We start from the raw sequence: 14,552 nt of genomic DNA, 5'->3' as shown, positions 1-14,552 counted from the left end.
GCCATGGACACGACCGTTACCGACCGTCCGGCCCTCGACCCGATGCAGTTGCGCGCCGCGTTCGGGCAGTTCCCGACCGGCGTCACCGTGATCACCACGTGCGCTGCCGACGGGCGCAAGGTCGGCCTCACCGCGAATTCGTTCTCGTCGCTGTCGCTCGATCCGCCGCTCGTGTTGTGGAGCCTGCGCAAGCTCGCGCCGAGCCGCCCGGATTTCGTCGCGGCGACCCACTTCGCGATCAACATCCTCGCGCACGACCAGATCGACCTGTCGCGCCGCTTCGCGACGCCCAGCGCCGACAAGTTCGACGGCGTGCCGCACGCGGATTCGGAGAACGGCGGCGTGCCGTGCCTCGACGGCGCGAGCGCGCGCTTCGTGTGCCGCAACGTCGGCCACTACGAAGGCGGCGACCACCTGCTGTTCATCGGCGAGATCGAGCAGTTCGACGCCTTCGGCAAGGCGCCGCTCGTGTTCCATGCGGGCCAGTATCGCGCGATCGCCGATCATCCCGATCTTTCACGCTCCATTTAATTAGTACATACAATCAAATAGCCAAGAGGTGGTGAACATGAAAATCGGCTCTCGCCTGCTCGTCGCCGCAGGCTTCGCACTCGCCGGCCTCGGCGGCCTCGCCGGTCATACGCCGGCCCATGCGGCCGACCTGCCGGCGGTCAACCTCGGCATGACCAGTTTCCTCGACGGCATGCCGCCGGCCGGCGCCGGCTGGTACGGCACGCAGTACCTGCAGTACTACACGGCCGGCCGCGTCAACGACAATGCAGGCAACAAGGTCGGGCTGCCGAAGCAGGACATCGACCTGTTCGCGGGCTTGAGTCAGCTCGTCTATCAGTCCCCGCTGACGTTTGCCGGCATGCATCCGGGCCTCGACGTGATCCTGCCGTGGATCGCGTCCGCGCGGACCGACGACGGCATCGGCAACGTCGCGCTGAATGCGCGCGCCGGCTTCGGCGATCTGCTGATCGGCCCGTTCGTCCAGTTCGACCCGGTGATGGGCGCGCAGGGCCCACGCTTCGCGCAGCGCGTCGAATTCCAGTTCGTCGTGCCGACCGGCGCGTACGATCCGGCGCGCGCGATCAATCCGGGCAGCCATTTCTGGTCGTTCGATCCGTACTGGGCCGCGACGCTGTGGCTCACGCCGAAATGGACCGTATCGTGGCGGCTGCACTATCTGTGGAACGCGACCAACCATCAACCGGCGACGGCACTCGGCCCGGACGTGACGTCGACGCAAGCGGGCCAGGCGATCCACGTGAACTTCGCGACCGAGTACGAAGTGCGGCCCGGCCTGCGGCTGGGGCTCAACGGCTACTGGCTACGTCAGACCACCGACATGAAGGCCAACGGGCAGGACGTGCCGGGCACGCGGGAAGCCGTGTTCGCGATCGGGCCGGGCGCCATGTATAGCTTCTCGCCGCACGATCACCTGCTGTTCAACGCGTACTTCGAGACCTATGCGCGCAACCGGCCGCAGGGGACGCGGATGGTGCTGCGCTACGTGCATCACTTTCAGTGATACACCGGGCGTCGGCCGTCCCGATACGCAGCACGCCGGCTCGGCGGTTAGCCGCAGGGGGCAGCCGTGAAGGCGGTGGACTACGGCTCGTTCCATGATCGACCATGGGTCCAGGATGCATCGACGCCGCTATGGTCGACCTGTCTCGCGGCGCCGCCTGGGGAGGGAGCCTCCATGAAGCCTGTTGCCGCGCCGGCCGCCGAATCGCCCCGGGGCCGGCACGTCGAGCCTGGATCGATGCGCGTGAAGCCGCATCCGCGCGCCGCTTACGGCGCGACGCCGACGAACGTGGGCAGCAGCACGCGATAGACGTGGATCATCGCCGGCCCGAGCAGCACCATCATCAGCGCGGGGAAGATGCAGAAGATCAGCGGAAACAGCAGCTTCAGCGCGATCTTCGCCGCGCGTTCCTCCGCGCGCATCCGGCGCCGCGTACGCAGCATGTCCGACAGCACGCGCAGCGATTCGCCGATGCTCGTGCCGAACCGGTCCGCCTGGATCAGCATCGCGCAGAACGATTCGATGTCCTCGACGCCGGTGCGCAGCGCGAGATTGCGCAGCGCCGTCTCCTTCGTGAAGCCGGAGCGCATCTCGAGCAGCAGCAGATCGAGTTCGCTCGCGACCACCTCGCTGCGAAACCGCAGCTCCTCGCTCACCTTCATCAGCGCCGCGTCGAGCCCGAGCCCCGCCTCGACGCACACCGTCAGCAGGTCGAGCGCGTCCGGGAAATCCTCGAAGATCTTCTGCTGGCGCACCTTGACCCGCTGCGACAGTACGATGTTCGGGATGTAGTAGCCGATGCCGGCGAGCGCCACGAGAATCAGCGACAGCACCGCGCGCTCGTCGCCGAGCGACGTCGTGATCAGCGCCAGCAGCGCCGCGCACGGCAGGCCGAGCGCGAGTATCGTCTTCGCGGTGAAATACAGCGCGGCCGCGCTCTGGTTGCGCCAGCCGGCATTCATCAGCCGGATGCGCAGCGGCGAATTCTCCCAGCCCTCCTTCGGCACCGACAGCTTCGAGATCGGCGTGGACAGCTCGACCAGCTTCGCGACCCAGCGCGACGCCATGTCGTCGCCGTCGCCCGGGCCGGCGACGCCGCCCGCCCCGGTTCCGCCGGCCTGCTGGAGCCGGCGCTGGATGCCGCGCGGCGCGAACAGCAGCATCGCGACGAGCACGCCGCCGGCCACGAAGATGAACAAGCCGCCCAGCATCACGGCCTGGACCACGCTCAGGTTTTGCATGACAACCTCGCAACGGTTCGTTATTCGGCTCGCGCGTCAGACGCGAATGCGCACGATTCGGCGGATCCAGAACAGGCCGAACAGCATCGACACCAGCATCGTGCCGACCATCCGGATCCCGGCCGGATCCTCCCAGAGCACCGACAGGAATTCGCGGTTCAGCAGCGCCATCACCGCCGCGGTGCCGAACGGCAAGAGCCCGAGAATCCACGCCGACAGCCGCCCTTCCGCCGACAGCACGCGCACCTTGTCGAACAGCTTGAAGCGCTCGCGGATCAGCGCGGCGATGCTGTCGAGCAACTCGGCCAGGTTGCCGCCCGTCTCGCGCTGGATCAGCACCGCGATCACGAAGTAGCGCAGGTCCTGCACCGGCACGCGCGTCGCGAGGTTCATCAGCGCGTCGTGCAGCGACACGCCGTAGTTGACCTCGTCGAACGTGACGCGGAATTCGCCGCCCATCGGCTCGGAAAACTCGTCACCGACCATCCCGAGCGTGCTCGTGAACGAATGACCGGAGCGCAGCGCGCGCGCGATCATGTCGCAGATCTCCGGCAACTGCCGTTCGAGCTTGCGCATCCGCCGGGCGCGGCGGCGCAACACGTACATCATCGGCCACCACCCGGCGAACAGCGCGAGCGGCACCGCGGCGAGCTGCGGCGCTCGCGCGAAACTCGCCGCGAACCACGTGAGCGCCGCGAACGTCGCGCTGAGCGTGATCAGCTTCGGCAGCGTCCAGTCGAGGCCCGACTGCTGGATCACGAGATCGAGCGCGTGCACGCGCGGCAGGCGCAGCAGCAGCCGGTCGAACGGCTTCGACTCGTCGAGCATGCGCTTTTTCAGGATCGACAGCCGCTCCTGCTGCACGTTGCCGCCGGCCGACATCGCGCGAATGCGCGATTCGATCCGGCGCGCGGCGGCGCCGTGTCGCGCGTTCCACCATTGATAGATGCCTTCGATCGACAGCACGACCGCGACGAAGGTAAGAATCACAAAACCGTAAAAGATCGCATTCATGAGCCTCTCCCCGGCAGCACAGGACGCCCTGGCGTCAGTCCGCCTCGTACCGCATGGACGGGTCGTACAGCGAATCCGGCAGGTTGATGCCGAACGCCTGCAGCCGCTCGACGAACTTCGGCCGCACGCCGGTCGCGCAGAAGTGGCCGCGCACCGCGCCGTCGCGGTCCACGCCCGTGCGCTTGAACGTGAAGATCTCCTGCATGTTGATGATGTCGCCTTCCATCCCGGTCAGTTCCTGGATGCTGATGATCTTGCGCTTGCCGTCCGTGAGCCGCGCCGCCTGCACGACCACCGAGATCGCCGACGCGATCTGCTGGCGCATCGTCTTCGGCGGCAGCGTCAGGCCGGACACGCTGACCATGTTCTCGAGCCGCGTCAGCGCGTCGCGCGGCGTGTTCGCGTGGATCGTCGCGAGCGAGCCTTCGTGGCCGGTGTTCATCGCGTTGAGCATGTCGAGCGCTTCGGCGCCGCGCACTTCGCCGAGGATGATCCGGTCCGGGCGCATCCGCAGCGCATTGCGCACCAGCGTGCGCTGCGTGATCTCGCCCTTGCCCTCGATGTTCGGCGGGCGCGTTTCGAGCCGCAGCACGTGCGGCTGCTGCAGTTGCAGTTCGGCCGCGTCCTCGATCGTCACGATCCGCTCGTTGCGCGGAATGAAGCCGGACAGAATGTTGAGCAGCGTCGTCTTGCCGCTGCCGGTGCCGCCCGACACCAGCACGTTCACCTTCGCGCGCGACAGCGCGTCGAGCAGCTCGGCCATCGGCGGCGTCAGGCTGTGGTAGCGCACGAGGTCGTCCATCTTCAGCGGGTTGACCGCGAAACGCCGGATCGACATCAGCGGCCCGTCGATCGCGGACGGCGGGATGATCGCGTTCACGCGCGAACCGTCCGGCAGCCGCGCGTCGACCATCGGGCTCGATTCGTCGATGCGGCGCCCGACGCGCGACACGATCTTCTCGATCACCTTCATCAGGTGCGCATCGTCGTAGAACGTCACGTCGGTCAGTTCGAGCTGCCCGCAGCGCTCGACGTAGACCTGCCGGTACGTGTTCACGAGGATGTCGGAAATGCCGGGGTCGCGCAGCAGCGCTTCGAGCGGGCCGAAGCCGAACATCTCGTCGTACACGTCGATCGCGAGCTGGCGCCGCTCGATGTCGTTCGCCGGCATCCTTTCCTCGTCGAGGATGCGTGCGATCAGCGAGCCGATCTCCATGCGGACTTGGTCCTGATGCAGTCGCGACAGGCGCTCGAGCTCGACGCGCTCGAGCACGGCCAGGTGAATTTCGCGGCGCAGCTTCTGGTATGCGTCGCGCACCGACGAATGCGCCGGGCCGACCGGTTCGCCGCCCGCCGCCGCCGGCTGGGCCCGATGCAAGGACATCTGTTCGCGCAATGACATGATGGTTCCCCGTAAGAATTACATCGACTTGAGCTTCGGCGTGGCCTTGCGGCCGAACAGCCGGGACATCAACGGCTCGCTGTGCGTCGCGCTGCGTCCCGCGCGCACCTCGCCGTCGACGAGTTGTTTCGCATGGCCCTGCAACGCCCGTGCGACCGCCGAGCCGCGCGCGAGCCGCGACACCGGATGGCCCTGGTTGATCGCTTCGAGCACGGTGTCGGCGTCGTCGGGAATCGTGCAGGCCGCCTGCAGCCCGAGCACTTCCTCGAGCGCGGTGCGGGTCCGCTCGCTCGCGCGCGTCGCGCGGTTCACGATCAGCCGCAACTGGTCGGTCGAGTAGCCGAGCGACACGAGGATCTCCAGCAGCCGGCGGCCGGCGCGCACGTGCGGCATCGCGGGCTGCAGCACGAGCTGGATCTGGTCGCTGCGATCGAGCGCGACCATCGACAGCGGGTTGATGCCGACGCCGACGTCGAAGATCACGAAGTCGTAGCGCGGCGCGGCGACGCCGAGAATCCATTCGAGCGCGTCCTCGCGCATCTCGGCGGCCTTGACCGGGTCGCCGGCGCCGGCCAGCACGTGGAAGTTTTCCGTCACGTGCGCGACGCTCGCGTCGAGAAACGCGCTGTCGAGCCGTTCGATCTGCGCGCATAGCTGCGGCAGCGTCGACGGCGGGGTTTCGTCGCTGACGAGGAACGCCGCGTCGGCGAACTGCTGGTTCAGGTCGATCAGCAGCACGCGACGCTTGAAGCCCTCGGCGATCTCGAACGCGACGTTGCTGGCCGCGAAGCTCGTGCCGGCGCCGCCCTTGCACGACATGAACGACACGATGCGCGTGTCGTCGGTATCGCGCCGCGTGCTCTGCGCGGCGGCCCGCCCGAGCGCGTGGCCGAGCGCCTGCGGATCGAGCGGCCACTGCAGCACGTCGCGGGCGCCCGCACGCATCGCATCGAGCAGCACGTGCGGCGATGCGTCGGCCGTCACGAGGATGCAGGTCAGGCCCGCATGCGCGCGGCAGATGCGCTCGATCGCCGACAGCTCGAACGGCTCGAGCGACGCGCCGTCGACCAGCAGGATGTCGAACGCGTCGAGCCCGTCGGTGCGATGTTCGATCTGCGACGGGCGGCCGGTGGCGCGCGTCGTGCGATAGCGTCCGCAGTCGGCCACGAGACGCGCGATCTGCGAAAGCCGCGCGGTATCGTCGGAAGCTACGAGGATATTGATCATGTCGTGTGCCTCGTCTTGTCGATTAGTTGCAGGCGGAGCCGCCCGTCGCGGAATTCAGGCTTTCGCGCGGCAGCGTCGTCGTGAACGGCGGCATTTTCAGCGTGACGTTCATGAACGGGATCATGGTCTTGACGGTGACGTTCGTGACGCTCACCGTCACGAACGAGCACGTGTTGACGTCGCAACTCGACGGCGTGTAGTTGACCGACACGTTCGCGCTCGACAGCAGCGGCATCAGCGATCGCACGCGCTTCACGACGCCCGCGGCGTTCACGTCGCAGACCACCGCCGTGCGTGCGCCGAGGCGCACGGCCTCGCTCGCCGTGTTCCAGTAGAACAGCACGCGGCCGAACTCGAAGATGCCGATCAGCAGCATGATCAGCACCGTCGCGATCAGCGCGAATTCGACGATCGCCGCGCCGCGCTGCGCGCGCCGGCGGGACAGCGGAAAATGGCGCGCGTTCATGACACTTGCCTCATCACGGTGACGATGTTGCCGAAGGTGATCGACGGCAGCCCCGGGTACGCGGGAATCGGCTGGTACTTGTAGCCGCTGATCTTCACTTCGACGACGTTGATCGCGCCCGTGGCCGTGCCGCTTGCCGCGTTGTTGTTCGAATCGTAGGTCGGCAGGTTCGCGAACTGCGACGGATCGGACGCATCGCTGCAGCCGGTCGTGTGCTGCGCGTCGCAGATCGTGACCATCGACGTCGTGAGCCCGGGCACCAGCTCGGTGCCCGACGTGCCGCACGTCGTGCTGCCGTAGACGACCAGGCACTGCGCCTGCGCCACCGGATACGCGCTGTCGGTCGGCAACCAGACCGACAGGTAGCGCGCCGCGTCGCGGGTCGCCTTGGTCAGCGTCTCGTACTGGTAGATCGCCCGGCCGAACTCGGCCACGCCGGTCGCCAGCATGATCATCGGCATCAGCACGAGCGCGAACTCGACGGCGACGGCGCCGCGGGTGCGCGAACGACGAATCGACGGCTTCTTCATGATCGTCTCTCCGCTATTGAACGAGCATCGGAACCTGGGTTCCGGACGCGCTGCCGCTGCCGGGCAAGCCGTGCGTCGCGCACGGGTTGTTGCCGGACACCGACGAGCCGAGGTATTCCAGATGCGCGACGATGGCGCCGCTGCCGGCGCTGAACGGGAGCGGATCGAGCATCAGCACGCAATCCCACTGCGTGACGTGCACCTTGCCGCTGGTGCCCTTCAGCGTCGAACAGTCGCCCTCCGGCGCGAGCGCGAGGCGCCGGTCGCTGCCGTAGGTCGCGTAGTTGCTCGCCGTCGCCGTGCCTTTGGTGGCGATGCCGCTGCCCGACGGCGGTGCGCCGTCGCCCTGGTAAGGCTTGAAGCTCGCGCGGTCGGCCACGAACTGCGTGTACGCGTCGCCCTTGATGCCCGGCGTTCCCGGCGGCCCGTAGTTCGGGCCGACATACGCGTAGCCGGTGAAGTCGGGCTGGCCGCTCGAACCATTCGCGCCGTTCGTATAGATGCCGAAGCGCGTGTTCCAGGCCCGCAGCGACGCCGACTTCAGGCCCGTGGTGGCCAGGTCCGGCGGGCTCGTGATGTTGCAGGTATTGCCCGACAGCTCGCTCGCGAGCGTCGTCTCGTTCGTCGAGCCGTCGAGCGCCGCCCAGCCGAAGTTGCCGGGCCCGTAGGTCGACGACGATCCGGACGGCGACGTGATCCAGTCGCCGACCTTGTAGGCCGGATCGGACGGACCACGGCACACGAACACCGGAATCGCGCAGGTCGTCTGCCCGCCGCCGACGGTCGCGATCGCGCTCGCCGACACTTCCGCCGCATTCGCGAGCTTCGTGCCCGGCAGCACGTTCAGCACCTCGATGAACCAGTGCGCGATGTTGCTCAGCGTCGCGGTGCACTGCACGTACTTGACGCTCGCCGGGTTCGTGACCGCGTTCTTCGCCAGGAATGGGTTGGTCAGCGAATCGCTGAACGTGACGTTCGCGTTCGTCGACATCTGCACCGACGTCTTCTGGAAAAACACGAAATTCAGGTGACCGGCGGCGATGCCGTCGGCCTCGGCCACCGACAGGCTGATGGCCGAGGTCAGGTCGCGCGCGGCCGACAGCGCGCAGGCATCGGCGCTGTTCTGCAGTTCGCTGCGCGTGACGTACAGCTTGCCAAGATCCAGCGCGAGCCCGACGAACCCGATCATCACCGCCAGCGAGAGGCCGACGATGATCGCGACGGCACCGCGCTGGCGATGCAGGCTGCGACGCGTGACTTTCGGATAGCGGGCTGCGCGGTTCATGGCGTTCTCCCTGAGCATGCCGTCGTTATTGGGTAGCCTTGCCGATGCCGATCACGAACGCATTGGCAGGCGGCACGGTCTGCTTGAACGACTTGTCGTAATTGTCGAGCGCGGCCGCGGCGGCGCTGCCGTCGACCCCCGGCGCCGACGCCGGATGTTCGCCGGCATGCGGGTCGATGATCTGGGCGTGCATCACGGTGCGGACCGAGTCGCCGAAGCGGCTGTCCCACACCGGGGTCGACGACATGCAGCCGGCAAGCGCGAACGCGAGCGGGACGGCGAGCGCCGCGCGGCGCACGAATACGAGGTAGGCGGATTTCATGAGCTTCCCCTTGGATGGCTTCAACGATCGGTGGACTGAGGTTCCGCACCCGTACGCGCGATCTGCGCGTTGGGCGCCGCCGCGGTCCGGTGCTTGGTGCGCGCCGACGGCTGGTCCGACGGTTCGGCGCCGGCGGCCGCAAGACGCGCGGCGGCGGCTTCGATGCGTGCGACGCGCGCCGCGGTGGCCGCATCGGGCTGCGGCGCGGCGGCCGCGACCGGCGCGGGCGCCTTCGGCGGCTCGGCCGGCACCGGTTGCTGCACGTCGGCTTGCGGCGCGCGCGGCGCGGGCAGCGCGGCCGGCACGACCGGTGCTTCCGATTTCGGCGCCGGAGCGGGTGCCGGCGCCTGGGCCGGTGTCTGCGGCGCGGCGGCCGCACCGTTCGCGGGCTGCATCGGCTGGGCGCCTGCCTTGCGCACGCCGCGGCGGCCTTCCATGTTGCCGGTCGCATACACGTCGATTTCGCTCGGCTTCGAGAAGCTGTCGGTCGGCAGCGCGACGTCCGCCGTCTGCAGCGGCTTCACCAGGTGCGGCGTGATCAGGAAGATCAGCTCGGTGCGGTCCTGCTGGAACGACGTGCTGCGGAACAGCGCGCCGAGCACCGGCACTTCGCCGACACCGGGGATCGCCTTCAGCGCACCGCTTGCGTTGTCCTTGATCAGCCCGCCGATCGCGAACGATTCGCCGTCGCTCATCTGCACCGTCGTCGATGCGCGCCGCGTGGTGATCAGCGGCAGGATCGACGTGCCGCCGATGTTTGACGCGCTCAGCGTGACGCCCGTCTGCGACAGTTCCGACACTTCCGGCGCGACCTTCAGGCTGATCCGGCCGTTGGCCAGCACCGTCGGCGTGAACTTCAGCGCGACGCCGAACTCCTCTTCCTGCAGCGTGATCGACGAGACGCCGTTGCTGCCGCTCTGCGGGATCGGGATGAAGATCTTGCCGCCCGCGAGGAACGTCGCTTCCTGGCCGCTGATCGTCACGAGGTTCGGCTCCGCGAGGATCTTCACGAGGTTGTCGGTGTTCTGCGCGTCGGCCGCGATGCTGAACGGCTTGTTGTTCGCCTTGTTGAAGATGGCGCCGCTCGCGACACCGGCAAGCAGGTTGCTGACCAGCGCGCCGCTCCACGAACCGAAGCCGCCCTGGATGTTGAACGCGCTGCCCATCTGGTTGATCAGCGTCTTCGACACCTCGGCCACCTTCACCTCGAGCATCACCTGCTGCGGCGACGTGACGTTCAGCATGTTGAGCACGCCGCCGCCCTGCTTGCCGCCGCCCGCGCCTTCGCCCGCGCTGTCGCCGTACGCATGGGCGATCTGCACGGCCTGCTGCGCGGCCTGCGAGCTCGACACGGTGCCGGCCAGCACGATCGTGCCGGCCGCGGTCGACACATGGATGTCGCGCTCGTTCGGCATCAGTTGCAGCAGCGACGCCTGCAGCCCGCCGGCGTCCGCGCCGACCGCGACGTCGATCACGCGGCATGCGCCGCTCCTGCCCTGCACGATCATGTTGGTCGTGCCGACCGCGAGCCCGAGGATGTATAGCGTCTGCGGCGACACCATCGTCGCCTGCGCGACGGCCGGATTGCCGATCGTCCGGTTGCGGACCGGCTCCGGCATCGGCACCAGCAGCGACTTGCCGAGCGGCACCGCGACGCTGGTCGATTCGCGCACGGCGCCGACGCAGTTCGGCCCGCGCAGCGGCCCCGCCGACGCGGCGGGCGCGGCGGCCGGCGCCGGCGTCATGCTGATCGTCATCTGCATCGGCCCCTTGCCGGCCGCGGCGGGCGCGCTGGCGCCGCCCTTGGTCAGCACCGCCGATTCGATGCCTTCCTGGGCGAGTGCGCCATATACGGTCAGCCATCCCGAACAGAGGATCGCGGCCATCATCGTGCCCCGTGCGACGCGTGTGCGCAGTGGGCCGGTACCTGTGCGTTGCGGTTTGATCTTCATTTCGTCTGATCCCCCGAGAGACCGGCGCCGTGCCGGTTATCGACTTCCAAGGCCGCCGCGCGTTGCCGGCGGCCGGTTTGTTTATCTGGCTGGTTGGTTTGGCTTCAGAAACACTCGACGCTGCCCTTCACGCCCGTCAGCACGCCGACGCAGTCGCGCCGCACTTCCGGCGCCGCATGCGACGCGACGTGCACACGGACCGGCCGCACCTGGACGGGCGCCGGCGCCGCTGCCGGTGCGGGCTCCTTGCCGAGCAGCGTCAGCTTGGTCGCGCCGCCGGTGGTCAGCGTCTTCTGGTCGACCTGGTTGCGCAGCACGAGCGACAGCGTGCCGACGCTGCGCGCGAGGTCGAGCCGTTCGGCCTGGTCGGGCGTGACTTCGAGCGTCACCGCGTTGACCACCTTCGGCGCCGTGTCGTCGCGGCTGACCTGCTGCGCGACGGCGAGCACGAGGATGTGCTCGAGCACGATCTTCGAGATGCTCTGCCCGTCGGTCTTGCCCTGCTGTTCCTGCGTGTTGACGATCACGTCGACGTAGTTGCCCGGCAGCGCGAAGCCCGCGACGCCGACCACGTCGTTCACGCGCACCGTGATCGCGCGGCTGCCGTCGGCGATCACCGCGGACAGCCCGCCCTTCGTGCCGACCGGCGCGAGCTTCGACTCGATCACCGGCTCGCCGCGCGCGAGGCTGGTGCGCACGACGCGCCCTTCGAGCGCTTTCGTATCGGTGAAGGCGCCGGTCGGCACGCTGCCGGCCGGCCAGCTGACCATGTGGATCTGGTTCGGCCCGAGCGGTTCGCCCAGGTTCAGGTCGGTGGTGGCCACCGCGACGGACGTGACCGAGCTCGTGGACGTCTGTACCAGCCAGCGGGACGCGAACACGACCGCGGCGAGACCCGCGATCATCGCGACGACCAGCATCATGAGCGCTCGACTGTTTTTCATGGCAATGCTCCTCGACGAATCGTGAAAGAAACGGCTCAACCGGTGATGAACGTGCGGCCTCCGCGCTCGACGGGCGGCGGACGACCGTCGTCACGTTCGGGCGCCGAGCCGAAATAGCTCGCCCACGCGTCGTAAAGCGCGTCGTGCGTCACTTCGGGCGGATCGCCGCGATACCGCGCACCGGCGGCCACCAGGCGCAGCAGATCCACGGGGAAACAGGCAAGAAACGCCTTGCCGGTCGGAAAATGCAGCCGGTGCAGCAGGAAGTCGAAAGCATCGCTCGCCGATACGAGCCCGAGCGACGTGCAGGCCGCGTCGTACACGGCGCGGTAGTGATCGATCGACATCGCGCCGACGTGCAGCTTCGAGCCGAGGCGGCGCATGAACGCGTCGTCGCAGAACTGCTCCGGCGCCAGGTTGCTCGAGAACACCGGCCATACGTCGAACGGCATCACGAAGCGGTTGCCGGATTCGAGCGTCATGAAATCGACGCCGCGATCGAGCGGACGTAGCCAGCGGTTGAGCAGGTCGCGCGGCTCGACGCGCTGGCGGCCGAGATCGTCGACGACGTACATGCCCATGTTCGCCTTCATGTGCGGCGGCGCCTGATAGAAGCCGGCCGCTTCGTCGCGGCGAAGATCGAGCTCGCCGAGCGTCAGTTCGCCGCCGGACATCACGACCGGCCGTTCGCACAGGCGCCAGCGACGGTCGACCGACTGGCCGCGGGCCTGCGACGCTGCGTCGACATGCAGGAGCGGGTCGTAGACCTGGATCACTTCGCCGGCCGCGCAGATCGCGTACGGGATCGGTACGCGACCATGCATCAGCGTGCCGAGCCGTTCGGCGAGGAAGGTCTTGCCGCTGCCGGCCGGGCCGTAGATCAGCAGCGGCCGGCCGGCGTTCAGCGCGGCAGCGGCGGAGTCGAGGATCGACGTGTCGATCACGACGCCTTCGAACGCCGCCCACACGTCGCTCTGGCCGATGTGCAGCTTGCGCACCGAATGCGCGGCCACGTTCGCGAGATACGCGTCGAGCGTGACCGGCGCGGGACCGCTGTAGCCGCTGCGTTCCCGTTCCTCGAGCGCGAGCACGCGGCCCGCGTCGGTCAGGCGAAACGTGACGTCGAGATCGGTCGCGCCGCGATGGGTCAGCTCGACGAGATGCTCGCGCACCAGGAACGCAAAGACGTCGTCGAGCACCGCGAGCGGCAGGCAGTGCCGCTCGACCAGGTCGCCGTACGACGGGCGGCCGAGCATCAGCGTCGACTTCAGCACGAGGCCGGCGACGAACGTCGTGCTCAGGCCGGTTTCCGCGAGCGTGCGCGGCGCCGCGGGCAGCTGCGCGCCCAGCTTCGTATGGATCTCCCGCGACGGCGGCGGATCGGGCAGGCGTGCCACCTGCGCGTCGCGTCTCGGTTCGGTGTGGTTCGTGTTCATGGTCGCTCCGTCCTCGTTGCGTCCTCGTTGCGGATCCGCCGCGCTATGCGCACGACGCGAACAGCATGCCCAGCGTGCCGACCGCGATCGCCACGCCGTACGGCAGCGTGCCGACCGACGCGATCTCGACGGGGCCGTCGTCGGCCTCGGCGCGCGCCGCTCGCGAGCGCCGCACGATCAGCGTGCGCACGTTCGCCCACATCTGGCGCATCCGCCCGCGCAGCAGCGCGTAGGCGATGGCGCCGACCCCGCCGGCCACGAACGTGGCCAGCACGATGTAAAACGTCATTTCCGCGCCGACCCATGCGCCGATCGCGAGCATCAGCTTCACGTCGCCCGCCGCCATCCCGCGCAACAGGTAGAACGGCAGCAGCAGGCCGAAGCCGGTCGCGGCTCCGGCGAGCCATCCGAGCGCGCCGGCCAGCACGCCGTGCAGCAGGCACTGCGCAACCAGCGCGCCGGCCAGGCCGAGCAACACGAGGCGGTTCGGAATGCGACGGCTGGCGATGTCCGTACTGGCCGCGGCGATCGCGAGCAGCGTCACGCACAACGGAACCGGGTAAGGCGGCGCAACGGGAAACATGGCGAACCTCGCGTATCGAATCGGTGGATCAGGAAACCATGGACAATGCGGTGGTCAAGGCGGCGCTCACGGCCGCGGCGATCATCTCGTACGTATCGACGAGCGAGCCCTTCAGCGTGACGACGCTGCCCAGTACCGCGACGGCGAACATCGACGCGAGCAATGCATATTCGATCGACGTCACACCCCGTTCGTCGGCGATCCAGCGACGGGCGACACGCGCGAAGGCTTGCATGATGGTCTCCGGTTTCCGGTTGATCGGGATGGCCGGGGACGGCTCGAATGCTGCACCAGCCGAGCCGCCCGCGGCGCGGTGCATCAGATGCCTGCAACCGCCGAATCGAGGTCGGCCGCGATCGTGCTGAACACGGTCTTGAGGTCCTTCCCGATGGTCGACAGCGCGGCGATGATGCCGATGGCGATCAGCGCGGCGATCAGGCCGTATTCGATGGCGGTCACGCCGTCTTCGTCGCGAATGAAACGGCCGGCTTGTTGAATGAACTTGGACATGGTGTTCTCCTTGCGTGGTGACTTTCAAAACCCTCGCGCACCGGCTGGTCGGACGACCGTGCATCGATACGTCGAGGAATATCGTTGATGCCGTGTGGCGCCGACG

At 68.2% G+C, this 14,552-nt stretch carries 16 protein-coding genes; 2 read left to right on the top strand and 14 right to left on the bottom strand.

The window, feature by feature from the left end; translation table 11 throughout:
- Nucleotides 1-3: 3 nt before the first annotated feature.
- On the top strand, nt 4-531 hold the full coding sequence (locus GJG85_RS32195) for a flavin reductase family protein (RefSeq protein ID WP_050015318.1): 528 nt from the start codon (nt 4-6) through the stop codon (nt 529-531).
- 37 nt (nt 532-568) lie between these two features.
- Nucleotides 569-1,534: a transporter gene (locus tag GJG85_RS32190; RefSeq protein ID WP_050015413.1), complete on the top strand. Its 966-nt coding sequence runs from the start codon at nt 569-571 to the stop codon at nt 1,532-1,534.
- A gap of 266 nt (nt 1,535-1,800) precedes the next feature.
- On the opposite strand, the gene GJG85_RS32185 is transcribed toward GJG85_RS32190, so the two are convergent.
- From GJG85_RS32185 to GJG85_RS32120, 14 genes are all read right to left on the bottom strand, one after another.
- Nucleotides 1,801-2,775 carry a type II secretion system F family protein gene (locus tag GJG85_RS32185; protein WP_050015320.1) on the bottom strand — a complete coding sequence of 325 codons (975 nt, stop codon included), beginning with the start codon at nt 2,773-2,775 and terminating at the stop codon, nt 1,801-1,803.
- Nucleotides 2,776-2,811: 36 nt separating this feature from the next.
- The gene (locus GJG85_RS32180; RefSeq protein WP_050015321.1) at nt 2,812-3,789 is read right to left on the bottom strand and encodes a type II secretion system F family protein; all 978 of its coding nucleotides are present in this window, start codon (nt 3,787-3,789) and stop codon (nt 2,812-2,814) included.
- A 34-nt stretch (nt 3,790-3,823) separates the two neighbouring features.
- Entirely contained in the window at nt 3,824-5,191 is a 1,368-nt protein-coding gene (locus GJG85_RS32175) for a CpaF family protein (RefSeq protein ID WP_050015323.1), read from the bottom strand.
- 18 nt (nt 5,192-5,209) lie between these two features.
- Nucleotides 5,210-6,418 (bottom strand): AAA family ATPase, encoded by a 1,209-nt coding sequence (locus GJG85_RS32170; protein ID WP_050015325.1) that lies wholly within the window; start codon nt 6,416-6,418, stop codon nt 5,210-5,212.
- Between the two features lie 22 nt (nt 6,419-6,440).
- Entirely contained in the window at nt 6,441-6,884 is a 444-nt protein-coding gene (locus GJG85_RS32165; RefSeq protein ID WP_050015327.1) for a TadE family protein, read from the bottom strand.
- Complete coding sequence (locus GJG85_RS32160) at nt 6,881-7,414, bottom strand: TadE/TadG family type IV pilus assembly protein (protein ID WP_050015329.1); 534 nt, start codon at nt 7,412-7,414, stop codon at nt 6,881-6,883. The genes GJG85_RS32165 and GJG85_RS32160 overlap by 4 nt, the downstream gene beginning before the upstream one ends.
- 13 nt (nt 7,415-7,427) lie before the next feature.
- Nucleotides 7,428-8,699, bottom strand: a complete 1,272-nt coding sequence (locus GJG85_RS32155) for a TadE/TadG family type IV pilus assembly protein (RefSeq protein ID WP_050015331.1) — start codon at nt 8,697-8,699, stop codon at nt 7,428-7,430.
- 25 nt (nt 8,700-8,724) lie between these two features.
- Nucleotides 8,725-9,021: a hypothetical protein gene (locus GJG85_RS32150; RefSeq protein WP_050015333.1), complete on the bottom strand. Its 297-nt coding sequence runs from the start codon at nt 9,019-9,021 to the stop codon at nt 8,725-8,727.
- Between the two features lie 20 nt (nt 9,022-9,041).
- A complete protein-coding gene (locus GJG85_RS32145; RefSeq protein WP_050015334.1) occupies nt 9,042-10,973 on the bottom strand; it encodes a type II and III secretion system protein family protein in 1,932 nt (643 codons plus the stop codon).
- A gap of 104 nt (nt 10,974-11,077) precedes the next feature.
- Complete coding sequence (gene cpaB / locus GJG85_RS32140; RefSeq protein WP_050015336.1) at nt 11,078-11,917, bottom strand: Flp pilus assembly protein CpaB; 840 nt, start codon at nt 11,915-11,917, stop codon at nt 11,078-11,080.
- A 35-nt stretch (nt 11,918-11,952) separates the two neighbouring features.
- Nucleotides 11,953-13,353 (bottom strand): ATP-binding protein, encoded by a 1,401-nt coding sequence (locus tag GJG85_RS32135; RefSeq protein WP_050015337.1) that lies wholly within the window; start codon nt 13,351-13,353, stop codon nt 11,953-11,955.
- A gap of 43 nt (nt 13,354-13,396) precedes the next feature.
- A complete protein-coding gene (locus tag GJG85_RS32130) occupies nt 13,397-13,936 on the bottom strand; it encodes a prepilin peptidase (protein WP_050015339.1) in 540 nt (179 codons plus the stop codon).
- A gap of 28 nt (nt 13,937-13,964) precedes the next feature.
- The gene (locus GJG85_RS32125) at nt 13,965-14,171 is read right to left on the bottom strand and encodes a Flp family type IVb pilin (protein WP_124555503.1); all 207 of its coding nucleotides are present in this window, start codon (nt 14,169-14,171) and stop codon (nt 13,965-13,967) included.
- Between the two features lie 83 nt (nt 14,172-14,254).
- On the bottom strand, nt 14,255-14,446 hold the full coding sequence (locus tag GJG85_RS32120) for a Flp family type IVb pilin (protein WP_050015343.1): 192 nt from the start codon (nt 14,444-14,446) through the stop codon (nt 14,255-14,257).
- Nucleotides 14,447-14,552: the final 106 nt, after the last annotated feature.

This window comes from Burkholderia sp. MS389, assembly GCF_016899425.1.
GTDB classification, from domain to species: Bacteria; Pseudomonadota; Gammaproteobacteria; order Burkholderiales; family Burkholderiaceae; genus Burkholderia; species Burkholderia sola.
The sequence above is the reverse complement of the archived record's forward strand: the minus strand, read 5'-3'. Positions and strand labels throughout refer to the sequence as shown.